The organism is Rhodoferax sp. BLA1 (assembly GCF_013416775.1).
Lineage (GTDB): Bacteria > Pseudomonadota > Gammaproteobacteria > Burkholderiales > Burkholderiaceae_C > Rhodoferax.
In genome coordinates this window covers 198,859-223,306 of sequence record NZ_SZVI01000012.1, presented here as the reverse complement: position 1 = coordinate 223,306, position 24,448 = coordinate 198,859, and the positions used below count along the sequence as shown (strand labels likewise).

The window sequence follows — 24,448 nt, the reverse complement described above, 5'->3', positions numbered from 1 at the left end:
TTCTTTTGGCAATTAAACATTCGACTTCAACATTCGTCGCAATCTACGAGCCAATCTTATTGGCGGAAACATTTGATAACGAGTCAGATTGGTTTTCAAAATATCATTCTGAACCATCTGTTGCTTCAGATCGACATCAAGTGAATTATTCCGCTCTACCTGTTTTTGCAGATTACAGTTAAGCACCTCGATTTGCTCCACTTTTTGCTTTAGATTGGAATCGAGCATCCCATTGCGATCTTCTTGCTGCTTTAGATTTGCAGCTAGCAACTTATTGACCTCCATGCTTTCACGAAGTTTGATATTGCTTGCTTCAAGCTCCATCCTTATCAAATTCGCGTCAACCATACTCTTTTGAGACTGCAGAAACATACCAGGGGGTTCACCGTGTAAGTTGGCAGCTGTCGCTCCAATAAAGCAGCGCCCGTCCGGCTCAATGTGCAAAAACTCACTCGTATATCCCAATGGCATTAGGATGTTAATAGTCGCAACAGCACAATAGATTGAATGCAGCTCAATGAGCAATACCGGGCGATACTGCGCAAGAGTATTTACCGCGCCAGCCAATGCCAAATGCTCAGCACCCTCAATATCAATTTTCAAGCAAGCAGGAATATACTTTGTATTTTTAACAAAATCATCAAGCGTCACCATGCTTACATTTACATCAGAAAAGCCCAAGCTCAACAACCGATCCTCAGACAAAGTTGTATGCGCGCCTTGCATATAAGATGCACTACTAATACCATCGTCGACATTGCGATGCACTTTGAAAGTGCCATTTCCATTTTTATCAGAAATTGCAAACGGAAAAACCTTAATACGATTACTCAACTCCGGATTTTCTGAGATATTTTGTTTAAGACGATCAGAGTTGTATGGATTCGGCTCAAAGGCACAAATGGTGCCCTCTGCTCCAACTAAGCGCGCAAATTGCATGCTGTTAACACCAACAAATGCACCCAAATCAAAAATAACTTTTCCTGCGAGGTTGTGTCTAGCAATAAATTTAATCAAAAACTCATCGTATTCACCATTATTATAATATTCAAGATATGAAGGCGTTACATATATTGAAATACCATCTAAAGTTCCTTCTTCAAACTGGTGTAGCCGCGCAACATGCTCAACCTCATAAGCCACCTCGAATCTTTCCGCCACCCAATCACCCCGCAGCGGAACACCTCGTGCACGGGCCTCGTCCCAGCTTTTTCGATAACTAGAATCCCCTCGCCATATATTTTCATTGCATTCTTTTAGAGTAAAATAATGTCCCCGGGATATCGGGAGATAGCCAAGTTCAGAAAAGAAACTCTGTAGACTTTGCAAAGTGTAACGATTGCAATGCATGCCCTTTGTTTCTTCGAACGAATCTGAAGAATCCACGCCATCTACATTTAGTCCATCAGCTATCACATCATTGTCAAATTGAAAATCAGGTGTATTAATTACAATCACTGCATTTTTTGACAAAGCTGGTAGTAGTAAATGCAAAACCTCTTTGAGCTCCATACGTGGAATGTGCTCAACAAAATCAAGCATCACTACAACATCAATCGGAAGCTTAACCCCAAAGTCATTCTGGCTCGAAAGTTCTCGAGCAAACTGGACCGCATCAGAACACAGAATTTTAGGTCCACTTATTGAAAATTTTGCTAAGAATTCACTTGCGATGTTGCAAGCTGCTGAGGAGAAGTCTACTCCTGTGTAACTATTAGCACCTTGCTCCCAAATATATTTTATGGTTTCGCCGCGACCAAAACCAAACTCAATAACATTTGCTCCTTTAAAATTTATCCTGCTTAGAATTTCATAGTCATGCTCTCGCAATTCACCTTTCAGAAACGATTCAATTCCTTCCACGCCATATGGCAGCGAGTTACCATCTACATCTTTACGCAAAAAATATTCTGCGTTATACTTTTCCAGAAGATATCCCATTTTGATCCTTCAAATTTCAATGTGATTTATGGGTTACTGTTTAGACCAGACAACACTATTCACAAAGTCAACGTAACTCAAAACAATCCGTAGCACTTTTTTTGATACCAGTCCGCCTTCATAGTCCGGGACCACAGAACGCATAGCACCCGCCCGATCTTGACTGGTGACAATACGGACAGCATCCAGAACTCGCTCTGACTTCAAACCACTCATGATCAACGTACCCTGGTCCATACCCTCAGGGCGCTCGTGTGCGTTGCGGATTGTCACCGCAGTCAAGCCCAGCAGCGAAGCCTCTTCGGTAATTGTGCCGCTGTCGGACAGGATGCAAAACGCTTCCATCTGCAGTTTGATGTAATCAAAAAATCCGAATGGCTTGAGGAATTGGATCCGCGAATCCAGAGCATCTAACCGCAGCGCTTCCAGCCGCTGACGAGTCCGAGGATGGGTGGAAACAATAACCGGCATTTCATAGGTCTTGACCAGTGCCTGCAAGGTGTTCAGCAAATCTTGCAAGTTGGCAGGCGTATCGACGTTCTCTTCACGATGCGCACTGACAACAAAGTAGCTCTTTGATTTCAGCCCAAGCTTTTTGAGAATCTGTGAATCCACAATCTTGGGTTCGAAGTACTCAAGCACCTCCTGCATGTGAGAGCCCGACTTGATAATGCGATCAGGTGGAATTCCCTCATCCAACAGGTAACGACGAGCGTGCTCGGTCAACACCAAGTTGATGTCACTGAGATGATCCAGCACTTTGCGGTTAAGCTCTTCTGGCACACGCTGATCGAAACAGCGATTGCCTGCTTCCATGTGAAAAACTGGGATCTTTCGCCGTTTCGCCGCAATGACTGAAAGGCAGGAATTGGTGTCCCCATAAAGCAACAAGGCGTCGGGTTGCTCTTTTTCCAAGACCTCATCAGCCTTTTCGATCACGCGCCCAATGGTCTGAGCTGCGTTATTGCCCACAGCCGCGAGAAAATAATCTGGTTTCCTGATACCAAGATCATCGAAGAAAACTTGGTTCAATTCGTAGTCGAAGTTTTGACCAGTGTGAACCAGTATATGCTTCGTGTGCAAATCAAACTCAGCAATCACCCTCGACATTTTAATGAGCTCAGGTCGAGTACCAACGATAGTCATAACCTTAAGCATTGAGTTGCTCCTGGATATAGTCAAGTTTCAACAATAAGTTTTTAACATCGTCAACATCGAGTCGTACGGTATTGTGGGATGTATAGTCATCAAAACTCGCAATTCCCAATTCACCTTCGACAACGAATTTTGCATAATTCAAATCTCGATTGTCAGCGGGAATTCTGTAATAATTTCCCATGTCTTCTGCCCTGGCAAGCTCTTCTCGCGCCACCAGTGATTCGTACAACTTTTCACCATGGCGTGTACCAATAACGCGAATATTTTCTTTCTTTTGGAATAGCGACTGTAAAGCTTGCGCCAATACCTCAATGGTCGAAGCAGGTGCCTTTTGGACAAAGATATCCCCCTGCTGACCATTCTCAAATGCATATACGACCAAATCAACTGACTCTTCCAGTGACATAAGAAAGCGAGTCATCGCTGGATCGGTGATCGTCAGTTGCTTGTCTTCTTTGATTTGGCTGATGAATAGGGGAATAACAGAACCGCGCGATGCCATGACATTGCCATAGCGGGTGGCACAAATCACAGTCTCGCCCTGAGAACGCATACGTGCTTTGGCAATCATGAGCTTTTCCATCATTGCTTTGGATATCCCCATGGCATTGATGGGGTAAACCGCCTTGTCTGTACTCAATACGACAACACGTTCCACGTGGTTGGCAATAGCTGCATTCATGACATTCTCCGTACCTAGCACATTGGTCCGGACCGCTTCCATGGGATAGAACTCACATGAAGGCACTTGTTTTAGTGCCGCAGCATGAAAGACGTAATTCACGCCTTTCATTGCTTCGTTGATGCTGTCGTAGTTCCGAACATCGCCTATGTAGAACTTGAGTTTTGGATTATTCAACGCAATCCGCATGTCTTCTTGTTTTTTTTCATCGCGACTAAAAATGCGGATTTCTTTGATATCGGTATTGAGAAATCTCTGAAGTACAGCGTTTCCAAAAGAACCCGTACCACCCGTAATCATTAAAACTTTTTCTGTAAACACTTCTACTCCTGCTTATTGAAATTCATACATGCGTTGAATGAGCACAGGCCAGTCAGGTGGCTGGTAGCCCGTTGCCTTCCTAAAACGATCCGAATTCAATGACCTATCAATAATCAAATCTTCCGACGCATTGATCTCAATGGTTTTGCCATAGACCCCTGCCACCAATTTCAGCAGATTAAACTTGTTAATGGGTTCTGCTGATACGTGATAGAGCCCATGCAACTCATGGTGTGGCAACACTACGTCCCGAACGACAGTTGCTAACTCAACAGTAGGCAATCCAGAAAAAATAGCACGGGTAAAACCCCGCACTGCGCCTTGCTGAGAGAGAAACCAGTTCACCAAACTTCGCTTTCCCGTCAACTCATGGCCGATGATCGACGTACGCAGAGTGATGGCATGCGGGTAGTCCACTTCACCCAACAACTTGGAGCGACCATAGAGGTCATATGCATCAGGGAAATCATCTTCCTGATAATTGCCTTTGGCACCAGAAAACACACAGTCTGTGCTGATATGGACAAGTCGCGCTCCAGCAACCTGACAAAGCGCGGCGAGACGGTGCGGCAACAGCGTGTTGATGGGAACCGCCAGCAGGGGATCGTTCGCATCAGCCAACTGTTTGACCAATCCGACACAGTTCACGACGACATCGGGACGCAACACTGCGAAAGCTTGGACTAAAGAGTCGTGATTTTCAACATCAACGCCAGAGAGAATACGACTTGCAAAGGGTTTCAGCACGTGATGAAGATTGCCAACATTACGCGCAGAGCCATGAACAGATAATTGCTTGTCCTCAGACAAGACCCGAAACATGGCATTTCCCAGCATGCCAGTCACCCCGATAACCAGAACTTTCATAAACTATTTTCTTGGTGCAAGTTCAGGCAAGGTTTGGGCTGACTATTGCCACCTATGGCGCTGAAATCACATGTTGTGGCAGTATTTTTTAGCAATGAACCTACCTGAACTCACACATTCAGGATGCTTGCTAGCAATGTTGTTATTTGAACCTCCGCTGAGGGCATTGTAATCGCCACGAAAACACCGCAACGGACGAATGACTCAATGAAACAGCCGCATAAAAAGCGCTTGCGGGATTTGACGTCAATGTTGATTTCACGCAGACGACGGGTTCACGTCCCTCTCTTAAAAATGGATCCCCTGCATCATCTGCTGCAGGGCAACTGCCTCGGCAGACAACTTGGGCTTGGCGGCCTTGTCACCCTTGGCCGCAGATGAATCCGGGAACATCCTGAACGTGGTGTTCATCACAATTTGCGCCACACGCGGCACCAAGGCGTGCAACACCTGGCCAAAGATGCCCAGTCGGGTCGCCACACGCACTGGTTTGAAGATGCAGGCCTGGGCGATCATGTCGGCGGCCTCTTCGGGGGCCAGCGTCGGCACATTGTTGTAGATGCCGGTGGGGGCAATCATCGGTGTGCGCACCAGTGGCATGTTGATGGTGGTGAAGGTCACCCCCTGGTCGGCAAACTCGCTGCTGGCACAACGTGTCCAGGCGTCCAGCGCCGCCTTACTGGCCACATAGGCAGAAAAGCGCGGTGCATTGGTCAACACACCGATGCTGCTGATGTTGACCACATGGCCTTTGTGTTTGTCCACCATGCCGGGCAAAAACCCAGTGGTGACACGCAGGCTGCCAAAGTAGTTGAGCTGCATGGTGCGCTCGTAGTCGTGAAAGCGGTCGTAGCTTGACTCGATGGCTCGGCGAATGGAGCGCCCGGCGTTGTTGATCAGGAAGTCAACACCCCCGTGGTCATGGGTCACCTGCTGGACAAAGGCCTCGCAGCCCGGCTGGTCGGCAATGTCCACCGCGTAGGCAAAGAAGGTGTAGCCCCTGCCACGGGCCTCGGCACACGCCACATCAAGTTTGTCCTGATCTCGACCACATATCAAAGTAATAGCACCTGCCTCAGCAAACTTGTGGGCTGCAGCCAATCCAATGCCTGAAGACCCGCCAGTCACCAACACCACCTTGCCAGCCACGGTGCCGCGCAGGCTGTGGTCGATGTGCAGCTCCGGATCCAGGTGCCGTTCCCAGTAGTCCCAAAGGCGCCAGGCGTAGTCTTTGAGGTTGGGGCACACCACCCCGGTGCCTTTGAGCGCGGCCAGTGTCTCGCGGCAGTCAAATCGGGTCGGGTAGTTGACAAAGCTCAGCATGTCCTCGGGCAGGCCCAGGTCGCTCATGATGGCGTTGCGCACCCTGCGCACCGGGGCCAACGCCATCAGGCCCTTGGTCACGCTGCGGGGAATGAACCCCAGCAGGGCGGCGTTGACAAACAGGCTCATCTTGGGCGCGTGTGCTGCGCGGCTGAAGATGTCCAGCACATCCCCCACGCGGTACCCCACCGGGTCAACCAGGTGGTAACACTTGTGGGTGATCTCTTTCTGGTGGCTGATGGTTGCCAGCGCATCCACCACAAAATCCACCGGCACGATGTTGATGCGTCCACCCTCCAGGCCAATGGTCGGCATCCAGGGAGGCAACAACTGGCGCATGCGCTGGATCAGCTTGAAGAAGTAATACGGCCCGTCAATTTTGTCCATCTCGCCGGTGCTGCTGTCGCCCACCACCATCGCGGGGCGGTACACCGACCAGGGCAGCTTGCATTCCTGGCGCACGATCTTTTCACTCTCGTGTTTGCTCATGAAATACGGGTGCTCGTAGTTCTCGGCCTCGACAAACATGTCTTCGCGGAACATGCCCTCATAGAGCCCGGCCGCGGCAATCGACGACACATGATGGAAGTGCCCGGCGTCAATGGCCTTGGCCAGCGCCACCACGTTGCGTGTGCCGTCAATGTTCACTGTCACCTGGCTGTCGGCATCGGCCTCCAGGTCATACACAGCGGCCAAGTGGTACACATGGTCGACCTGCCCTTTGAGTTGCTGAATGTCTGCACCAGACAGCCCCAGCTTTTTGGCGGTCAGGTCGCCCCACATCGGCACCAACCGCGCCGCGCTGACACCACAAAATTCACGCAAGGCAGCCACCTTGTCTGCGCTGGCCTGACGGATCAAAAAGTACACCACCGAGCCCTTGCGCTGCAGCAGTTTTTTCACCAGCCGCTTGCCAATTAGCCCCGTTGCTCCGGTCACAAAATACCGCATACACATCTCCAGAATGAGCTTGTCATTCTGGTCTGAAAACGCGCCGCTTGGCTTTCACGTAAACCCGAGCCCCGGCGGTTTAGGTGGCTCAAATTAGGAAGTGTCACCTACACCTTGGCGTTATAGCGGCCTACAGTGGCGCCCATGCAAGCTGGACACAGCCAAGCACTATCTTTACCTTTTTCTTTGTTTTAACTGGAGCACTTCATGGTCACCAAACTCAGCAAAACCACCTCCGTCAAAAAACCCGCTGCACCTAAAAAAGCAGCTGCTGGAAAGAAGGCCACAGCCAAAAAGTCCGGCAAACTTTTGAGCAACTCGGTCAAGGACTCGGCACAACAAATCTGGCAAGCCGGTCTGGGCGCATTCACCAAAGCCCAGACCGAAGGCACCAAGGCTTTTGAAGCCCTGGTGAAAGAAGGTGTGAACTTCCAGCGCAAGACCCAGTCCGCTGCCGAGGACAAGATCAACGAAGCCACCCAGAAGATGACCAGCATGGCCACCGACATCTCGAGCAAAGCCTCGGGCCAGTGGGACAAGCTGGAAAGCATTTTTGAAGACCGCGTGGCCAAGGTACTCAACAAGATGGGTGTGCCCTCCGCCAAAGACATCAACGCGCTGATTGCCCGCATCGACGCGCTCAACGCCAGCGTGCAAAAACTCACCCCCAAGGCCCCCGCCAAAGCTGCGGCCAAAGCACCCGCCGCACCGGCCGTCAAAGCTGTGGCAAAACCGGCTGCCAAGAGAGCCGCACCACGCAAAGCGACCGCCCCCGTGGCCAAAGAGGCCCCTGCTGCTCAGGTAAACCCTGACTCAAAATAGCACGACCGGTCGTAAACTGACGACCCATGAAGAAGCCCACTCCGCCCTCGCCCAGGATAGCTTTGGCGTTGGCGGGTGGCGGGCCATTGGGGGCCATTTATGAAATTGGTGCCCTGTGCGCCTTGCAAGAGTCACTCAGAGGCATCCACTTCAACCGCCTGCAGCACTATGTGGGGGTGTCCGCCGGTGGCTTCATTGCTGCCGGGCTGGCCAATGGCATCACACCGTTGCAATTGTTTGGCCTCTTCATCGAAGACCGGCAACACCAGACCGAGGCGTTCGATCCGGCCTGGCTGCTCAAACCCGCTTTCTCCGAATTTTTCTCGCGCTCTCTGCTGCTGCCAGAGCTGATGCTCCAAGGCGTTTGGCACGGCACGCTGGGGCGCAAGTCACTCATGCGTGCACTGGAGCGCCTGAGCCCGGGCCTGCCCACCGGTATTTTTTCCAACGCGCAGATTGATGTGGAACTTACCAAGCTGTTCTCGCGCCCCGGGCGCAGCAACGACTTTCGCCAGCTCAAAAACCGCCTGACGCTGGTGGCCACCCACCTCGACAGCACCAGCGCCATCGCGTTTGGCCGCGCGGGCTGGGACCATGTCCCGATCTCCAAGGCGGTGCAGGCCAGCGCGGCCTTACCTGGGCTGTTTCCGCCGGTGGAGATTGAGGGCCAGCATTTTGTTGATGGTGCACTGACCAAGACCATGCACGCCTCGATTGCGCTGGACGAAGGTGTGGACCTGATGTTGTGCCTGAACCCGCTGGTGCCGTTTGATGCCTCGGACCCCTTGCGCACCAACGAGTCAGCCACCCCCTGGGCGGCCCCTGAGCCGATTCCCCACATTGCCGATGGTGGCCTGCCTGCGGTGTTGAGCCAGACCTTTCGCTCACTCATCCACTCGCGCCTGCTGCTGGGCCTGAAAAGTTATGAGCAGGCCTACCCCAATACCGACATCGTGCTGATCGAGCCCAACCACCGCGACCCCGAGCTTTACCTGGCCAACACCTTCAGCTACAGCCAGCGCCGCCACCTGGCCGAACACGCCTACCAGCAAACGCGGCAGTTGCTGCGCTCGCGCCAGACCAAACTGGCGACCAAGCTGGCCTACCACGGCATCAGCCTGAACCATGCCGCGCTGGACGACGAACACCGCCACCTGGCTTACCCGAAGCGACCTGCAGCCCGCGTGGGCCAAGCGCTGACCAAGCTGCACTACCTGATGGACAACCTGAACCAGGTGGTGCAGACCGCCGAATTGCAGGCCAAAAACACATGGTGAAAAAGGCACCCCGGCGCACAGCGGAGCGCATCCTGGAGGTCACCCTGCTGCTGTTCAACCGTTTTGGTGAGCCCAACGTGTCGACCACGCTGATCTCCAACGAGCTCAACATCAGCCCCGGCAACCTGTACTACCACTACCCGGCCAAAGACGAACTCATCAACGCGTTGTTTGACCGTTTTGAGCACAACCTCAACGAGCTGCTGGGCGCTGGTGACGAGGTGCGCAACATCGAAGACGCCTGGTTTTTTTTGCACACCCTGTTTGAGCTGATCTGGCAGTACCGCTTTTTGTACCGTGACCTCAACGACCTGCTCAGCAAAAACCGCCGCCTGGAGACCCATTTTCAGGCCATCCTGAAAAACAAGACACGTGCGGTGAAAGCCTTGCTCGACGGCATGCGCCGTAACGGTGCCTTGCAGATCGATTCACGCGAGATGGAGGTCACCGCCACCAGCATGGTGGTGGTGCTGACTTACTGGCTGAGTTTTGAATATGTGCGCGACCCGCGCCATGCGCTGGAGCCCAGCAATGCCCAGACGGCTTTGCTGCGGGGTGCCCAGCATGTGTTGAACCTGATGACGCCTTACCTGGAGACTGGCCAAAGAGCGCATCTGCTGAAATTGTCGGATGCCTACAATAAGGAATAGAAACAAAAAAACAGGTTAGAGGAGACAGACATGGCCAAATGGACCGCTTTCCCTTACGCTGGCGACTACCACTTTGACGCCGCCAGCGTCAAAGAGAAATGGGCCAGATTACACGCCGGTGACCTGGAACCCCTGCCGCAAGACCCCTCGGTGTTGCAAGCCTGGGCCCATTTCCACAACGGTGACTTTCAACAGGCCGCCAACCTGGGGTTCAGCCTGGGCGCTGCAGGCCTGAGCGTGGCCAGCAAAGCCACCTGCGTGTATGCCAGCTACCTTGAAAAACACGAGGTGCGCCGTCTGGACCTGTTCCTGAAGGTGGCTGACCAAGCCGGTGAGTTGGCCGAAGACAGCACCGACACACTCAACGCACGCTACTGGCGCGCCTACGCCTTGAGCCGCTACAGCCAGGGCATCAGCGTGGCCAAGGCCCTGGCCCAGGGGCTGGGCACCAAGGTCAAGACCGATCTGGAATACGTGATCCGCCATGCGCCACAGCACGCCGATGCCCATGTAGCCCTGGGCAGTTTTCACGCCGAGGTGATCGACAAGGTCGGCTCACTGATTGGGGCCATGGCCTACGGTGCCAACAAGGACACCGGACTGCAGTTGTTTGATCAGGCACTCAAGCTACACGCCGAGTCGGCCTACGGCATGCTCGAATACGCCAACGCCATGCTGATGCTCGAAGGTGAGGACAAGATGGACGAGGCCAACCGCCTGTACCAGCAGGCCGCCCAGCTCCAGCCCCTGGACGCCACAGAGCGGCTGGATGTGGAAATGGCCCGCTCACAGCTGGCGGACTGATCGCGCCCAGAACTCAAGAGTGTTTTATGCCTCTAGCCCTTATTCAACAAGGGATGATAGCTATTGATTAGATAGCTATTCCTCACCCCAGGGCAGCATCAATGTGAGCCATTTGAGCTTGTCAAACTCCGGCGCAAACTGGTCGATGATGGCCTGCGGATCGGGGCACAGGCTGCTGTCAGTGATCACACCAAACTGCACCCCCCCGCCATAACTCAGGATCGACACACCCAGCCCCACGGTGCCCGACTGCGGCACCCAGAAAAGCGCCTGCTCCAGCGTGGCGCCGCAAAACGTGAGCTTCTCGCGCGGCCCCGGCACATTGGTCATCACCGCGGTGGTTTTTCTGGAAAACAGGCTCAGCATCGCGTCCTGCACCGGTTTCACCAGAATACCCGCCACCGCCAGCAGCGCAAACGCCAGCAGTGGCTGCAAACTGCCCTTGAGTTCACCCATGCGACGGCGCACCTCGAACACCCGCTCGATGGGGTTGTCCAGGCCAATCGGCAACACCACCGGCGCCAGGCCAAACTTGTTGCCCAGCTTGTAGGCCTGGGTCATCGGGCGCAGGTTGACCGGCACCATGGCGCGGATCTCCTGGCCGTCCACTGCGTCACCGTGGCCCTTGAGATACTGGCCAATGGCACCCGCCACGCAGGACAGCAGCACATCGTTGATCGAGCAGTGCAGCGCCTTGCCCACCGCACGCACCTCATCAAGCGGGATCGGTTGGCACCAGGCCACCCGTTTGGACTGGCCAGGCGTACCTTTGAGGCGGGTTGGGGAATCGTCGGCCATCAGGGCCAGCGCGGCACCGTCGCGCAGCACCTGGTAGGCCAGGCGTGCGGCATCGGACGAGCCTTCCCGGCTTTTGTGCAGCCCCATGGCCAGCCATTTCTCCAGCACATGGCGTGGGTCACCTACCGCCTCAAAAGCCTGTACCGCACTCTCACCCGCCACCTCCAGCGCCTTGACAGCGGCCACCGTCAGCGGCTCGATCAGGGCATGGCTCATCCATTCCTCGGCCGCATCCAGACCCGACAGCGGCGCCGGTTTGGACGACCGTGTGGGGGGTTCCAGACCACCGTCCACCATCGACTGGATCACCGAGATCAACGCCAGCCCGTCGGCAATGCAGTGGTGGATGCGCACGATCAGCGCCGAGCCACCGTCAAAATGCTCGATCAACCGGTACTCCCACAGCGGGTAACGCATGTCCAGCGGCTGCATCGCCAGCTCGGCCAGCCGGGCCTGCAAGGCCTGCTGCGGGTGTTTTCTGGCCGAGGCGGGCAGCTTCTCCAGGCGCACATGGCGGTGGATGTCAAAGCGGGTGTCGGTGACCCAGTTGGCACCGGTGGCGTCCAGTTGCACCCGTTGTGAAAAGCGCGGGTACTTCAGCAGCCGGTCGGCCAGGCGCTCACACACCTGCGGGTACTGCAAGCCGGGTTTGAGGATCCAGACCCCCATGATCATCATCAGGTTGCAAGGGCTGTCCATGCGCAGCCAGGCGGTGTCGACCTTGCTCATGCGCTCAACGCGGTAGGGAATGGAGTGAATGGTCACGGTGGCAAAGGGGTTTGGGGGGCTGTCTCTATTCTGGTAGCAAAACGCCCCGTAAGATAGTCTGGTTTCCCCCTGCTCAAGCCCTTACAACCGCCTCCCAGAGACCCACGCCATGTCTGATCTGCAAAAGAAATTTGAAGCCGCCGTTGCCAACTCCAAAAACTTGAGCGAACGCCCCGACAACATGACCCTGCTCAAGCTCTACGCCTTGTACAAGCAGGCCAGCACGGGCGACAACGCCGAAAAACGGCCTGGTTTTACCGACATGGTGGGTCGCGCCAAATGGGATGCCTGGAACCAGCTCAAAGGCACCGATAGCGCGCAGGCCATGCAACAGTATGTGGACCTGATCGAGTCGCTGAGCTGACCCAGCTGCCAGACATCAAACAGCTCCGTGCCCCGCGTGCCTGCGGGACGCGGCTGGCGGGTTCAGACCGCCTTTTTGCTGCTGCGTTTTTTGACGGGCGCGGCCAGCAGGCTGTCGAGGTTTTTCACAATCTCGGCTTCAATCCGGTGTTTGAACGCCCCCACCAGAAAACCCAGCTGGGCACGTAACTCAAAACGGTTAGCGTCCACCTCCAGTGTGCCTTTGACGCCTGAGCGCGAGAAAGCCACCTCATCGGCTGTGTCGCCCTCGCTGTAGGCGCAGGCCATGCCAAATTCGGTCTCGGCCTGCTCGGCCCATTGGAAGGCAATTTTGCGGGCTTTGGTCAAGCCCAGGGTGTGTTCGCGAACGATGTGTAGATCAGCCATGGTGTCTCAAAGTGGGTTCAATTGGGTAAGGCTTGGGCTTGACGGATGGCGGTCTCCAGCGCCTGCAGCTGCGCCCGGCGTTGATCGGCTGGCAACTCGGCCAGCGCCTGGACCGCTGCAAAAAACCGGGGCCAGTTGCGCGCTTCGCGGGCAAACAGGGCCTCAAACGCAGGCACCAGCTCATCATAAGCGGCTTGTGCGCCAAAGCTGGCGTTGTTGGCCTGGGCCACCCAGCTGTCATAACCAGCGTAACCGCCCCAGCTCTGTTTGAGGGCGACGTAGCGGGCTCTGAAGTCCTCAAAAACTTCACTTTTCATAGCTATCAGCCCTTTTGCATCATGGTCTGGAGCACCATTTTTCTTGTAAATCTGGGCCAGGCGCTCGCGCGTGCTGCGGGTCAACGCGCGGAACTCCTGGCGGCGTTGGTCGTACACGGCAAAAGCCTGCCGCGCCTGCGGGCTGGCCTGGCTGGCCAACCAGGCCTCACCCCCCAGCCGCTCCACTGCGGTGGCGAAGGACTCGTTAAAAGGTGTGTCATCTGCCACAAACAGCACCTGGTGCGCGAGTTCATGGAACATCAGGCGCGCTAGTTCACCATCGGGCAAAGTGACGAAGGTGTTGAGCAGCGGGTCGCCACCGAGCCAGTTCATCCAGCCCAGGGTCGAATACGCGGGCACACCGTAGACCTGGGTCTCCAGCCCCTGGGCGCGCAGCTCGGACGCCAGCGCCTGGGCATCACCTTCGTCAAAATACCCCCTGTACCCCACACAGCCCGCCACCGGCACACACCAGGTTTTGAGTTCCAAAGACAACACCGGTGCCGCCACCACATTCCACACCACATAAGGGCGCTGCAGATCGGCAAAACGCCGGTAGCTGGCGTTGTCGGGCAGGTTCAACTCACGCACCGAGAAATCACGTAATGCCTGCGCCAGACGCAGGCGTTGGCGCAAAGCGTCAGGGGTTTGGGTGTCCAGTAGCCAGTCGTCCAGCGGCCGGGCTGCGGCCATCAACTTGAGGTGCCCACCCACGGACTGGGCGTAATAACGGGTGTCGGCACAGCCGCTGAGCCACAAACACAGCAACAGGCCACACACAGCGCGCCAGGGTCGGTTCATAGCGCCCCCAGCCACGGCCAAGGTCTTGCGCCCCCGCACCGCAAAGGACTACCATGGCTGTTAGTCAGATCCATTGACACACAAGGAGACCACATGCTCTACCAATTCAAATCCAAAGTCACCGGGAATGTCATTATGTTGCAGCCCAATGGGGAACAGGTGCTGCAGATCATTGGCAAACACAGCGCATCAGACCCCAGCACCAAGGGCATCCTGCTGCCCGAGCAAATGCCACATGCGCTGGCCGCGCTGGAGGAGGCGATTGCCAACGAAAACGCCGCCCGCGCCGAGGCACTGGCTCAGGCCAAGGTGGACCACGTCCCGGTGGCAGAAACCAACACCGTGGGCCTGCGCCAACGCGCGTTACCGCTGATGGAGATGATCCGCGAGTGCCAAAAGGCCAACGAGGTCATCACCTGGGGTGTGTGAGCTTCGGCGCTGAGGCTCACTTGTAGCTGCGCGCGTCTTCGATCACCTTGCCGTCGTTAGGCAAGCTGCCGGGCGGCAGCAGCTCGACTTGGCCGCGCAACTTGGTCACATCGCGCATGGCATCAAGCAGCTTGTTCGACAGGTTGTCGGGGCCGCTGCAAGCCGTCTCGACCTTCAGGGTCATGACGTCGTTGGCCATCTCACCCGTGACGACCAGGCGCGCACGTGTCACCTCGGGGAAGCGTTTGGCGATCTGATCGACCTGACCGGGGTGGACAAACATGCCACGGATCTTGGTGGTCTGGTCGGCACGGCCCATCCAGCCTTTGATGCGGGTGTTGCTGCGCCCGGTGGGGCAGCTGCCCGGCAACACGGCCGACAAATCACCGGTGCCAAAACGGATCAGCGGGTAGGTCGGGTTCAAGGTGGTGACCACCACCTCGCCGACCTCCCCGTCTGCCACCGGGTCGCCAGTGCCGGGGCGGACAATCTCCAGCAGCACACCTTCGTCCAGCACCAGGCCGTCGCGGGCAGTCGTTTCATACGCGATGGAGCCAACATCTGCCGTGGCATAACACTGGTACCCCGCCACCCCGTGGGCGCCGAACCAGTCGCGCAGGGACGGCGGGTAGGCCTCGCCGCCAAACATCGCCTTGGTGACACTCGGCAGGGCCACCCCCATCTCCAGCGCTTTCTCCAAGATGATTTTCAGGAAACTGGGTGTGCCGATGTAGCCAGCCGGTTGTAGGTCGGCCATGGCCAACACCTGCTGCTCGGTCTGGCCGGTGCCGCCCGGAAACACGGTGCAGCCCAGCGCATGGGCGCCGGTTTCCATCATCGAACCCGCAGGCACAAAGTGGTAGCTGAAGCTGTTGTGGATCAGCTCGCCAGGCCGAAACCCCGCCGCAAACATGGCGCGCGCCATGCGCCAGTAGTCACGGGCCGTGCCCTCTGGCTCGTAAATCGGCCCCGGGCTGGCAAATACCCTTGGCATCCGGAGTCCAAACCCTTCAACACTGAAGCCCCCGAAAACATTGCCTTGGGCGCTACGACTTTTAAGCTGTTTCTCCAGCAACTCGTGTTTGCGCGTGACCGGCAGCCTGGCCAGCGCGGCACGGCTGCTGACCTGCGCCGGGTCCACGTCCTGGAGGATCTCGGCCAGGGCGGGTGAGGCCAGTTTGGCATGTGCCACCTGGAGCGGCAGCATCTGGAGCAAATCCGCTTCGCGGTCAGCCGGATTGCGGGTTTCCAGTGCGTCAAAAAAGTCGGTCATCGTCCATTCTCCAAATGTCAATCAACGCTACAGAGGTATTGCCAAGCCAGAAACACCGTGGAACCGGCTTTGCCGGGCCACTGGTGTTGCCCCCTGCAAGGGGGAAAGCGGCTACACGAAGTGAGCAAGCCGGGGGGTGTTCTTAAGCCAACCAGCGTTTACGCCGCTTGTAACTTTTGACATCCTTGAAACTCTTGCGCTCGCCGCCGCCCATGCCCAGGTAAAACTCTTTCACATCCTCGTTGTTGGCCAGCTCACTGGCGGCGCCGTCCATCACGACCCGACCACTTTCCATGATGTAGCCGTAATCGGCGTACTTGAGCGCCATGTTGGTGTTCTGCTCAGCCAGCAAAAAGGTGACCTTTTCACGGGTATTGAGGTCTTTGACGATGTTGAACACCTCTTCCACAATCTGCGGCGCCAGGCCCATAGATGGCTCATCGAGCAGCACCATGCTGGGGTTGGTCATGAGCGCGCGGCCAATCGCACACATCTGCTGCTCCCCACCCGAGGTGTAGGCGGCCTGGCTGGTGCGCCGGGTTTTGAGGCGCGGGAAATAGGTGTAGACCTTGTCCAGGTTGGCGGCGATCTCGCCTTTGTCCTTGCGGGTGTAGCTGCCGGTGAGCAGGTTTTCCTCGATGCTCAGGTGGGCAAAACAGTGGCGCCCTTCCATCACCTGTACCACCCCGCGCTGCACCAGATCGGCCGGTGAGAGGTTGTCGATGCGTTCACCACGCAACTCGATCGACCCCTTGGTGACCTCACCCCGCTCCCCGCGCAGCAGGTTCGAGATGGCACGCAACGTGGTGGTTTTACCCGCCCCGTTGCCCCCCAGGATCGCCACGATCTTGCCCTCAGGCACATTCAGCGACACCCCCTTGAGCACCAGGATGACATGGTTGTAAATGACCTCGATGCCATTGACGTTGAGAACAATGTTTGTGGGTTCCATAAATCCGCCTTGTTGACCAGATGAAAAGATCAGCGAGTGACCTTCTCATCTGGCGGCTCCCAAGAGCCGCCAGCTTTACCTCAAACGCAACAACCCGCCGTAGCCAGAAACACCGCGGAACCGGCTCAGCCGGGCCGCAGGTGTTGCCCCCTGCAAGGGGGAAAGCGGCCACACGAAGTGGGCAAGCCGGGGGGTGTGCCTAACTTTGACAATCGGCGCCCGCCCGCCGCGTCATCTTCTTGTCGGCCAGGTACTTGTCGGCACCGGCCTTGATCATGGGTTTGAGGATCTGCTCGTCAGCCTGGATGAAGTCGGAACTGAAGCTCCACTTGCTGCCATTCCAGGTCTGAACCCGCGCCGAGAACGAACCCATGTGGTCCGCACACGAGGTGGACAAGGGCTGCATCACCCCCGTGAAGCCCAGCGCATCGAGCCGTTTCTGGTCCAGCACCAGGTTTTCCATGCCCCAGCGCACCTGCTCACCAGTCATGACCTTGCCCTTGCCAAAACGCTCCTGGGCACGGCGCACGGCTTCCACACTGAGCATCGAGATGATGGCGCCCCGGGTATAGAGCACCTGGCCCACCTCGTCCTTCGGGCCGCTGCCCTGGCCTTTGGCGTGCACGTGTTTCAGGATGTCCTGGATCACCTTGGGGTCCTGACCCGAGGTGTTGAGCGCCAGCGCGTTGTAACCCTTGGCGCCTTCACCCACGTCCTTGACATCGGGCTCGGCACCGGCCCACCACACGCCGTACATCTTGTCACGCGGGTAACCGGTGGCTTGTGCTTCTTTGAGCGCGGTGGAATTCATGACACCCCAGCCCCACAGCAGCACATAGTCGGGGCGACTTTGGCGCACCTGCAGCCAGGTGGCTTTTTGATCGACACCAGGCGCCGTCACCGGCAGCAGTTGCAAATCGAACCCATGCATGCGGGCGCGCTCCTGCAGCAGCGGGATAGGTTCCTTGCCAAACGGTGAGTCGTGGTAGACCAGGGTGATCTTTTTGCCCTTGAGTTTGTCCAGCCCACCTTCCTTCTTGCCCAGGTGCTGGATCAGGATGTCGGCCCCGGTCCAGTAGCTGCCCATCAGGGGGAAGTTCCACTTGAAGGCCATGCCGTCCTGCGCCACCGACAGGCCGTAGCCCAGGGTGATCAGCGGGATCTTGTCGGTGGGCACTTTTTCGGTCAGCGCAAAGGTGATGCCAGTGGCCTGCGGGTCAAAAATGGTCACACCCGGGCGGGTTTTCAGGCGCTCGTAACACTCTACCCCCCGGTCGGTGGCATAGCCGGTTTCACATTCCTCAAACGTGATCTTCACCCCGTTGATGCCACCGTCACGGGCGTTGATCATCTTCAAATAGTCCTGCTTGCCATTGGCCCAGGGTGTGCCGTTGGGCGCATAGGGCCCGGTGCGGTAGGCCAGCAACGGGAAAAACTGCTCCTTGGCCTGCGCAAAGGCACTGCTAGAAAACCCGGACAGACCCGCCGCCAGCGCAGCCACGGCCAACATCACATTGCGAACTTTCATGCTTGTCTCCTGAATAATTTGATAGACCCATCACCCCAAAAACCCACCCAAACACACGAATCACACTCAATGCGGAAACGGCCACAGCCGCAGCTTTTGTTTGCCCGTGGCCCACAACTTGGCCAGCCCATGCGGCTCCACAATCAAAAACCAGACGATCAGGGCGCCAAAAATCATCAGCTCGGCATGGGCAATACCCGCCGTCGAGATCTCGATGCCCACCAGCCCCAGCACCAACGGCAAAAACTGGTTCAGAAAAATTGGCAGCACCACGATGAAGGCCGCGCCAAAAAACGCGCCCAGGATGGAGCCCAGGCCACCAATGATCACCATGAACAGCAGCCGGAACGACACCTCGACCGAGAACGCCGCTGGCTCCCAGGAGCTCAGGTAAACAAACGCCCACAAGGCGCCCGCCACACCGACGATGAAGGAGCTGACGGCAAACGCGGTGAGCTTGGCGTACATCGGGCGAATGCCTATCACCGCAGCGGCCACGTCCATGTCGCGGATCGCCATCCACTCGCGGCCAATCGCTGAGCGCACCAGGTTTTTCGCCAACAGTGCCAACACCGCCAGCACACTCAGGCAAAACAGGTATTTGCTCACTGCGCTGTCAATCGGCAGACCAAACACCTGCAGGCTCGACACCGACACCGAGCCCGACGGTGCATCGAGCGTGAACCACTTGATGCGCAGAAACATCCAGTCGGCAAAAAACTGCGCCGCCAGCGTGGCCACCGCCAGGTACAGACCCTTGACGCGCAGGCTAGGCAGCCCAAACAGGATGCCAAACACCGTGGCACACAAGCCGCCCAGAATCAGCGCAGGAATGAGCGGCAGGCCCGGAATACGCACAAAAAAGTTGTACGCGCCATAAGCGCCCACCGCCATGAAGGCGCCCGAACCCAGCGAAATCTGGCCGCAGTAACCCACCAGGATGTTCACGCCCAGGGCAGCGAGTGCCATGATCACAAACGGGATCAGGATGGCGCGAAAGTAGTAGTCGCTGGCCAGCAGCGGCACCACCACAAATGCCAACAGCAGGATGAGGGCCATGGCGAAGCGGTCCTGCGAGATCGGCAGGATCTGCTGGTCAGCGCGGTAGCTGGTTTTGAATTGGCCGTTTTCGCGGTAAAACATGCTGGTCTCGGTCCTAGGTTTTATTTAAGAAAATGGCTTCTAGCCCTTATTGATCAAGGGCTTATTGCTATAGAAGTTAGACCCGGTCAATGATCTTTTCACCAAACAAGCCCTGCGGGCGGATCAGCAAAAAGCCCAGCGCCAGCACGTAGGCAAACCAGATCTCGATGCCACCGCCCACATACGGACCCAGATACACCTCGGACAACTTCTCACCCACACCAATGATCAAACCGCCGATGATGGCGCCCGGCACCGAGGTCAAGCCGCCCAGAATCACCACCGGCAAGGCGCGCAGTGCCACCGTGGCCAATGAGAATTGCACGCCCAGCTTGCTGCCCCAGATCATCCCGGCCACCAGCGCCACCACCCCGGCCACACACCAGACAATGACCCAAATGTGATTGAGCGGAATGCCAATGCTCTGCGCGGCCTGGTGGTCATCGGCCACCGCGCGCAAGGCCCGGCCAGTCACGGTTTTTTGGAAAAACAGGCTCAGTGCGGCCACCAGCACGGCGGCAATCAGCGCGGCGTAGAGGTCTTCCTTGTTGATCAGGATGCCGCCCTGAAACACCGACTCCAGCCAGAACACCGGGTCTTTGGGCATGCCGATGTCGATCTTGTAGATGCTGCCGCCAAACAGGGTCTGGCCCAGGCCTTCGAGAAAGTAAGCGATGCCCAGCGTGGCCATCAGCAGCGTGGTGCCTTCCTGGTTCACCAGATGGCGCAAGGCCAGCCGCTCGATCAACCAGGCCACGATAAACATCACCCCACCCGCACCGACAAACCCGATCAGGTTGGCCAGAAACAGCTGATCGCCACCCAACCAGACCCCGGCCCACTCCGAAAAACGTGCCATCGCCAGCGCGGCAAATAACACCATCGCGCCCTGCGCAAAGTTGAAAACGCCCGAGGCCTTGTAGATCAATACAAAACCCAATGCGACCAGCGAATACAACATGCCGGCCATCAGGCCACCCAAAAGAGTTTCAAGAAAAAATGCCATGGTCCTAGCTCCCCCCCGTTGCGTGCTCGCTTCGCGTAGCCGCCTCCCCCCTCAAGGGGGCGATGCCAGTGGCCCGGCGAAGCCGGTTCCACGGCATCTCTGGCTTCGTGTGGTGGTGGCGCATAGGCTTCATATTTGCTTCCGTGTTTGTGTGCTGCATGGTTAATGCCCGGTACCCAAATAAGCGCTGATGACCTCTTCATTGCTGCGCACTTCATCCGGCGTGCCGTCGCCGATCTTCTTGCCGTAGTCCAGCACCACCACGCGGTCGCTGATGTCCATCACCACACCCATGTCGTGTTCGATCAGCACGATGGTGGTGCCGAACTCCTCGTTCACGTCGAGCACAAAACGGCTCATGTCCTGCTTTTCCTCGACGTTCATGCCGGCCATGGGTTCGTCCAGCAGCAGCAGTTGCGGCTCCATCGCCAGCGCGCGGCCCAGATCGACGCGTTTTTGCAGGCCGTAGGGCAGCTGGCCGACCGGGGTTTTGCGGAACGCCTGGATTTCGAGAAAGTCGATGATGTGTTCGACAAACTCGCGGTGTTTTTCCTCTTCGCGCTGGGCCGGGCCGATGCGCAGCGCCTGCAGGAACAAATTGCTTTTGATCTTGAGGTTGCGCCCGGTCATGATGTTGTCGATCACACTCATGCCCTTGAACAGCGCCAGGTTCTGGAAGGTGCGCCCGATGCCCATGCTGGCCACCTGGTAGCTGTCCATGTGGCTGAAGGTCTGGCCTCTGAACGTGATCGCACCCTGCTGAGGGCGGTAAACGCCGTTGACGCAGTTGAGCATCGAACTTTTACCCGCACCATTGGGGCCGATGATCGCGCGCACCTCATGCTCGCGCACGTTGAAGCTGATGTCGGTCAGCGCCTTGACACCACCAAAACTCAGAGAGATGTTCTTGACGTCCAGAATGACGTCGCCGATGTGTTTGCTTGCCATAGGTTAGCTTTATGTCGGGTGAGGCCAGCGGCTCAGGCCGCAGCCTTGACGGGGGCAAAGGTCTTGGCATCGTCGATGCGTAAGGTGGCGCTGACCTTGCCGGTGCGGCCGTCTTCAAACTTGACCTGGGTTTCAATGAACTGGCTGGTTTTGCCGCCGTAGAGCGCGTCGATCAACACGTCGTATTTCTCGGCAATGAAGCCCCGGCGGACCTTGTTGGTGCGGGTCAGCTCACCGTCGTCGGCGTCGAGCTCCTTGTGCAAGACCAGGAAACGGCTGACCTGGCTGCCCGCCAGCAGGGCGTCCACACTCAAATCGGCGTTGACCTTCTCCACACACTCCTTGACCAGCTGGTAGACCTCGGGCTTTTGCGCCAGGTCGGTGTAACCGGCGTAGGGCAGGTTGCGCCGCTCGGCCCAGTTGCCCACCGCATCAAAGTCGATGTTGATCATGACGCAGACCTTGTCGCGTCCGTCGCCATAGGCCACCACTTCTTTGATGTGCTGAAAGAACTTGAGCTTGTTTTCGACGTACTTGGGCGCAAACATCGCGCCGTCGTTGACGCCGCCCTGGATGCGGCCCACGTCCTTGACCCGGTCGATGATCTTGAGGTGGCCGTGAGCGTCCAGAAACCCGGCGTCGCTGGTGTGGTACCAGCCGTCCGGGGTCAACACCTCGGCCGTGGCTTCGGGGTTTTTGAAATAACCTTTGAGCAAGCCTGGCGACTTGACCAGAATCTCGCCGTTGTCGGCCACCTTGATCTCGACCCCGGCACACGGCACACCCACGGTGTCGGCGCGCGCCTCGTGGTCGGGCTGCAGGCAGACAAACACGGCAGTTTCGGTGGAGCCGTAGAGCTGCTTGAGGTTGATGCCAATCGAGCGGTAAAAGCTGAACAGATCCGGCCCAATCGCCTCACCTGCGGTGTAGGCGACGCGCACCCGGCTGAAACCCAGGTTGTTGCGCAAGGGGCCATACACCAGCACATCACCCAGCGCGTAGAGCAGCCGGTCGCCCGCACCCACCGATTTGCCGTCCATCAGCGTCGGCCCGACGCGTTTGGCCAAATCCATGAAAAACTGGAACATCTTGCGTTTGAAGGCACCCGCGTCTTCCATGCGGATCATCACGCTGGTGAGCAGGCCTTCAAACACACGCGGTGGCGCAAAGTAATAGGTCGGACCAATTTCTTTGAGGTCAATCGTCACCGTGGCAGCCGACTCGGGGCAGTTCACCACATAACCGCAACTGAGCCACTGGGCGTAGCTGAAGATGTTTTGCCCGATCCAGGCCGGTGGCAGGTAGGCCAACACGTCTTCGTGGTGGGTCAGTTTGTCAAAGTCGGCCCCGGCGCGTGCCCGGTTCAGCAAGGTGTCGTGGGTGTGCACCACACCCTTGGGGTTGCCGGTGGTGCCGCTGGTGAAAAACATCGCCGCCACATCGTTGGGCCGGACCTTGGCCACTTCACTCTTGAAAAAATCGGTGTGGATGGCCGCAAAGGCTTTGCCAGCCGCAATCAGCTCATCGAGCGCGGCCAGGCCCGGTTCGTCGTAATTGCGCAGGCCACGCGGGTCGTCATACCAGAGGTGTTGGAGCTGCGGGCAGTGCTCGCGGATCTCCAGCAGCTTGTCAACTTGCTCCTGGTCTTCGGCAAAAGCAAAACTCACCTCGGCGTTGTTGATCGGGAACACACACTCCATCGCCGCCGCGTCCTGGTACAGCGCAATCGGCACCGCACCGAGCGACTGCACCGCCAGCATGGTGGCGTACAGGCGCGGGCGGTTGGCGCCGATCACGATCATGTGCTGGTGCTGGCGCAAGCCCGCCTGGTGCAGGCCACACGCCAGGTGTTCGACCAGTTGCGCCATGTCGGCCCAGCTGGTGGCCTGCCAGATGCCGTACTCCTTCTCGCGCATGGCGGTATCAGAGGGCCGCAGGCTGGCGTGTTTGAGCAACAGTTGAGGGAACGTCGTTTGCATCTCGGTACCTTGTCTCTATGGCCTTTTTTGGCTCTGCCCGTGAGCGCCGGGGGCAGGCTGCATTGGCTGTAATGATAGGACTCACTTTGACGCTTGTTTGTCGTTTGGACGACAATTCAGCGTTTTACCGATAGGTGTTTTCCCTGTTCAAACGGCCCCCGCAGACACCGCCTTGTCACCCACACAGATCGTTTATGACCGCTGATGCCCCACTGCTGCAACGCCGCCGCCCCCTGACCGCCTCCGAGCTAGAGGTGATCCCCTGGCTTAAGCTGCTGCTGCCCGAGGAGCGTGAACGTGCGGTGCAGGACCTCAAGATCGCCGAGACCCTGGCCGGTGAACTCATCTGCCGCACCGGGCGCCCGGTGACCTACTGGTTTGGCCTGGTCGATGGCCTCTTGAAAATGAGCGCCGACAACATCGACGGCCAGACCATGACTTTCACCGGCGTGCCACCCGGCGGCTGGTTTGGTGAGGGCACCGCCCTCAAACGCGAGGCCTACCGCTACAACATCCAGGCGCTGCGCAAAAGCCTGGTGGCCGGCCTGCATGTGGACACCTTCCACTGGCTGCTGGACCACTCGCTCGGCTTCAACCGCTTTGTCATGAAACAGCTCAACGAGCGCCTGGGCCAGTTCATTGCCGCGCGCGAGATCGACCGCATGAGCAACCCCAACATCCGCGTGGCGCGCAGCCTGGCCGCGCTGTTCAACCCGGTGCTCTACCCGGGCCTGGGCACGGTGCTGCGCATCACCCAGCAAGAGCTGGCCTACCTGGTCGGCCTGTCGCGCCAGCGTGTCAACCAGGCCCTGACCACCCTGGCCGCCGAGGGCGCCATTGCCGTTGAATACGGCGGCCTGCGGGTGGTGAACCTGCAGGCGCTGCGCAGCGGGATGTTCTGATGAACCTGTCAAATCTGCCATATTTGCATACAATCAATGCCATATGGCAATTTTTGGA

22 protein-coding genes are annotated in these 24,448 nt (G+C 57.3%); 7 read left to right on the top strand and 15 right to left on the bottom strand.

Annotated elements, in window-relative coordinates; translation table 11 throughout:
- Positions 1-12: 12 nt before the first annotated feature.
- The 5 genes from FDG13_RS13835 to FDG13_RS13815 all read right to left on the bottom strand — a co-directional run bounded on the left by FDG13_RS13835 (position 13) and on the right by FDG13_RS13815 (position 7,243).
- Positions 13-1,941: an FkbM family methyltransferase gene (locus FDG13_RS13835; protein ID WP_180128920.1), complete on the bottom strand. Its 1,929-nt coding sequence runs from the start codon at positions 1,939-1,941 to the stop codon at positions 13-15.
- A gap of 33 nt (positions 1,942-1,974) precedes the next feature.
- Entirely contained in the window at positions 1,975-3,099 is a 1,125-nt protein-coding gene (gene wecB / locus FDG13_RS13830) for a non-hydrolyzing UDP-N-acetylglucosamine 2-epimerase (protein WP_180128918.1), read from the bottom strand.
- Positions 3,092-4,102: a polysaccharide biosynthesis protein gene (locus tag FDG13_RS13825; protein WP_180128915.1), complete on the bottom strand. Its 1,011-nt coding sequence runs from the start codon at positions 4,100-4,102 to the stop codon at positions 3,092-3,094. Before FDG13_RS13825 ends, wecB begins: the two co-directional genes overlap by 8 nt.
- Before the next feature lie 12 nt (positions 4,103-4,114).
- A complete protein-coding gene (locus FDG13_RS13820) occupies positions 4,115-4,969 on the bottom strand; it encodes an SDR family oxidoreductase (protein ID WP_180128912.1) in 855 nt (284 codons plus the stop codon).
- 288 nt (positions 4,970-5,257) lie between these two features.
- Positions 5,258-7,243 carry an SDR family oxidoreductase gene (locus tag FDG13_RS13815; RefSeq protein ID WP_180128909.1) on the bottom strand — a complete coding sequence of 662 codons (1,986 nt, stop codon included), beginning with the start codon at positions 7,241-7,243 and terminating at the stop codon, positions 5,258-5,260.
- Between the two features lie 207 nt (positions 7,244-7,450).
- Between FDG13_RS13815 and FDG13_RS13810 the strand changes: the two genes are divergently transcribed.
- From FDG13_RS13810 to FDG13_RS13795, 4 genes are read left to right on the top strand one after another with little or no spacing between them, the layout of a single operon-like run.
- Positions 7,451-8,065 (top strand): phasin family protein, encoded by a 615-nt coding sequence (locus tag FDG13_RS13810; RefSeq protein ID WP_180128906.1) that lies wholly within the window; start codon positions 7,451-7,453, stop codon positions 8,063-8,065.
- Between the two features lie 26 nt (positions 8,066-8,091).
- A complete protein-coding gene (locus FDG13_RS13805; RefSeq protein WP_180128903.1) occupies positions 8,092-9,342 on the top strand; it encodes a patatin-like phospholipase family protein in 1,251 nt (416 codons plus the stop codon).
- Positions 9,336-9,992, top strand: a complete 657-nt coding sequence (locus FDG13_RS13800) for a TetR/AcrR family transcriptional regulator (protein WP_180128899.1) — start codon at positions 9,336-9,338, stop codon at positions 9,990-9,992. Before FDG13_RS13805 ends, FDG13_RS13800 begins: the two co-directional genes overlap by 7 nt.
- 30 nt (positions 9,993-10,022) lie before the next feature.
- Positions 10,023-10,796 (top strand): hypothetical protein, encoded by a 774-nt coding sequence (locus tag FDG13_RS13795; RefSeq protein ID WP_180128896.1) that lies wholly within the window; start codon positions 10,023-10,025, stop codon positions 10,794-10,796.
- 75 nt (positions 10,797-10,871) lie between these two features.
- Here FDG13_RS13795 and FDG13_RS13790 read toward each other — a convergent pair whose 3' ends face one another.
- Positions 10,872-12,323: a wax ester/triacylglycerol synthase family O-acyltransferase gene (locus FDG13_RS13790; protein ID WP_180129463.1), complete on the bottom strand. Its 1,452-nt coding sequence runs from the start codon at positions 12,321-12,323 to the stop codon at positions 10,872-10,874.
- Positions 12,324-12,471: 148 nt separating this feature from the next.
- On the opposite strand from FDG13_RS13790, the gene FDG13_RS13785 reads away from it, so the two are divergent.
- Positions 12,472-12,726: an acyl-CoA-binding protein gene (locus FDG13_RS13785; protein WP_078364467.1), complete on the top strand. Its 255-nt coding sequence runs from the start codon at positions 12,472-12,474 to the stop codon at positions 12,724-12,726.
- Positions 12,727-12,788: 62 nt separating this feature from the next.
- On the opposite strand, the gene FDG13_RS13780 is transcribed toward FDG13_RS13785, so the two are convergent.
- Complete coding sequence (locus FDG13_RS13780) at positions 12,789-13,112, bottom strand: polyhydroxyalkanoic acid system family protein (protein WP_180128893.1); 324 nt, start codon at positions 13,110-13,112, stop codon at positions 12,789-12,791.
- Between the two features lie 17 nt (positions 13,113-13,129).
- Entirely contained in the window at positions 13,130-14,230 is a 1,101-nt protein-coding gene (locus FDG13_RS13775; protein WP_180128890.1) for an aminopeptidase, read from the bottom strand.
- A 93-nt stretch (positions 14,231-14,323) separates the two neighbouring features.
- Between FDG13_RS13775 and FDG13_RS13770 the strand changes: the two genes are divergently transcribed.
- On the top strand, positions 14,324-14,659 hold the full coding sequence (locus FDG13_RS13770) for a DUF1840 domain-containing protein (RefSeq protein WP_180128888.1): 336 nt from the start codon (positions 14,324-14,326) through the stop codon (positions 14,657-14,659).
- Between the two features lie 16 nt (positions 14,660-14,675).
- On the opposite strand, the gene FDG13_RS13765 is transcribed toward FDG13_RS13770, so the two are convergent.
- The 7 genes from FDG13_RS13765 to FDG13_RS13735 form a co-directional block, all read right to left on the bottom strand.
- Entirely contained in the window at positions 14,676-15,932 is a 1,257-nt protein-coding gene (locus FDG13_RS13765; protein WP_180128886.1) for a phenylacetate--CoA ligase family protein, read from the bottom strand.
- A 142-nt stretch (positions 15,933-16,074) separates the two neighbouring features.
- Positions 16,075-16,884, bottom strand: a complete 810-nt coding sequence (locus tag FDG13_RS13760; protein ID WP_180128884.1) for an ABC transporter ATP-binding protein — start codon at positions 16,882-16,884, stop codon at positions 16,075-16,077.
- 199 nt (positions 16,885-17,083) lie between these two features.
- Positions 17,084-18,394 (bottom strand): ABC transporter substrate-binding protein, encoded by a 1,311-nt coding sequence (locus tag FDG13_RS13755; RefSeq protein WP_370528233.1) that lies wholly within the window; start codon positions 18,392-18,394, stop codon positions 17,084-17,086.
- Positions 18,395-18,478: 84 nt separating this feature from the next.
- Complete coding sequence (locus FDG13_RS13750) at positions 18,479-19,555, bottom strand: branched-chain amino acid ABC transporter permease (protein WP_180128877.1); 1,077 nt, start codon at positions 19,553-19,555, stop codon at positions 18,479-18,481.
- Positions 19,556-19,631: 76 nt separating this feature from the next.
- Positions 19,632-20,561: a branched-chain amino acid ABC transporter permease gene (locus tag FDG13_RS13745; RefSeq protein WP_180128874.1), complete on the bottom strand. Its 930-nt coding sequence runs from the start codon at positions 20,559-20,561 to the stop codon at positions 19,632-19,634.
- A gap of 162 nt (positions 20,562-20,723) precedes the next feature.
- Entirely contained in the window at positions 20,724-21,509 is a 786-nt protein-coding gene (locus FDG13_RS13740) for an ABC transporter ATP-binding protein (RefSeq protein WP_180128872.1), read from the bottom strand.
- 32 nt (positions 21,510-21,541) lie between these two features.
- The gene (locus FDG13_RS13735; protein ID WP_180128868.1) at positions 21,542-23,488 is read right to left on the bottom strand and encodes a long-chain fatty acid--CoA ligase; all 1,947 of its coding nucleotides are present in this window, start codon (positions 23,486-23,488) and stop codon (positions 21,542-21,544) included.
- 194 nt (positions 23,489-23,682) lie between these two features.
- Here FDG13_RS13735 and FDG13_RS13730 point away from each other — a divergent pair, with 194 nt between their 5' ends.
- Complete coding sequence (locus FDG13_RS13730) at positions 23,683-24,390, top strand: Crp/Fnr family transcriptional regulator (protein ID WP_180128863.1); 708 nt, start codon at positions 23,683-23,685, stop codon at positions 24,388-24,390.
- Positions 24,391-24,448: the final 58 nt, after the last annotated feature.

Excerpts from the sequence above, each read along its gene's own strand:
- FDG13_RS13785 (WP_078364467.1), top strand. The coding sequence starts at position 12,472 with ATGTCTGATCTGCAAAAGAAATTTGAAGCCGCCGTTGCCAACTCCAAA.
- FDG13_RS13800 (WP_180128899.1), top strand. The coding sequence starts at position 9,336 with ATGGTGAAAAAGGCACCCCGGCGCACAGCGGAGCGCATCCTGGAGGTC.
- FDG13_RS13835 (WP_180128920.1), bottom strand. The coding sequence starts at position 1,941 with ATGGGATATCTTCTGGAAAAGTATAACGCAGAATATTTTTTGCGTAAA.
- FDG13_RS13815 (WP_180128909.1), bottom strand. The coding sequence starts at position 7,243 with ATGCGGTATTTTGTGACCGGAGCAACGGGGCTAATTGGCAAGCGGCTG.
- FDG13_RS13775 (WP_180128890.1), bottom strand. The coding sequence starts at position 14,230 with ATGAACCGACCCTGGCGCGCTGTGTGTGGCCTGTTGCTGTGTTTGTGG.
- FDG13_RS13805 (WP_180128903.1), top strand. The coding sequence starts at position 8,092 with ATGAAGAAGCCCACTCCGCCCTCGCCCAGGATAGCTTTGGCGTTGGCG.
- FDG13_RS13810 (WP_180128906.1), top strand. The coding sequence starts at position 7,451 with ATGGTCACCAAACTCAGCAAAACCACCTCCGTCAAAAAACCCGCTGCA.
- FDG13_RS13740 (WP_180128872.1), bottom strand. The coding sequence starts at position 21,509 with ATGGCAAGCAAACACATCGGCGACGTCATTCTGGACGTCAAGAACATC.
- wecB (WP_180128918.1), bottom strand. The coding sequence starts at position 3,099 with ATGCTTAAGGTTATGACTATCGTTGGTACTCGACCTGAGCTCATTAAA.
- FDG13_RS13795 (WP_180128896.1), top strand. The coding sequence starts at position 10,023 with ATGGCCAAATGGACCGCTTTCCCTTACGCTGGCGACTACCACTTTGAC.
- FDG13_RS13755 (WP_370528233.1), bottom strand. The coding sequence starts at position 18,394 with ATGTTGGCCGTGGCTGCGCTGGCGGCGGGTCTGTCCGGGTTTTCTAGC.
- FDG13_RS13750 (WP_180128877.1), bottom strand. The coding sequence starts at position 19,555 with ATGTTTTACCGCGAAAACGGCCAATTCAAAACCAGCTACCGCGCTGAC.
- FDG13_RS13790 (WP_180129463.1), bottom strand. The coding sequence starts at position 12,323 with ATGAGCAAGGTCGACACCGCCTGGCTGCGCATGGACAGCCCTTGCAAC.
- FDG13_RS13745 (WP_180128874.1), bottom strand. The coding sequence starts at position 20,561 with ATGGCATTTTTTCTTGAAACTCTTTTGGGTGGCCTGATGGCCGGCATG.
- FDG13_RS13765 (WP_180128886.1), bottom strand. The coding sequence starts at position 15,932 with ATGACCGACTTTTTTGACGCACTGGAAACCCGCAATCCGGCTGACCGC.
- FDG13_RS13770 (WP_180128888.1), top strand. The coding sequence starts at position 14,324 with ATGCTCTACCAATTCAAATCCAAAGTCACCGGGAATGTCATTATGTTG.
- FDG13_RS13730 (WP_180128863.1), top strand. The coding sequence starts at position 23,683 with ATGACCGCTGATGCCCCACTGCTGCAACGCCGCCGCCCCCTGACCGCC.
- FDG13_RS13760 (WP_180128884.1), bottom strand. The coding sequence starts at position 16,884 with ATGGAACCCACAAACATTGTTCTCAACGTCAATGGCATCGAGGTCATT.
- FDG13_RS13780 (WP_180128893.1), bottom strand. The coding sequence starts at position 13,112 with ATGGCTGATCTACACATCGTTCGCGAACACACCCTGGGCTTGACCAAA.
- FDG13_RS13735 (WP_180128868.1), bottom strand. The coding sequence starts at position 23,488 with ATGCAAACGACGTTCCCTCAACTGTTGCTCAAACACGCCAGCCTGCGG.
- FDG13_RS13820 (WP_180128912.1), bottom strand. The coding sequence starts at position 4,969 with ATGAAAGTTCTGGTTATCGGGGTGACTGGCATGCTGGGAAATGCCATG.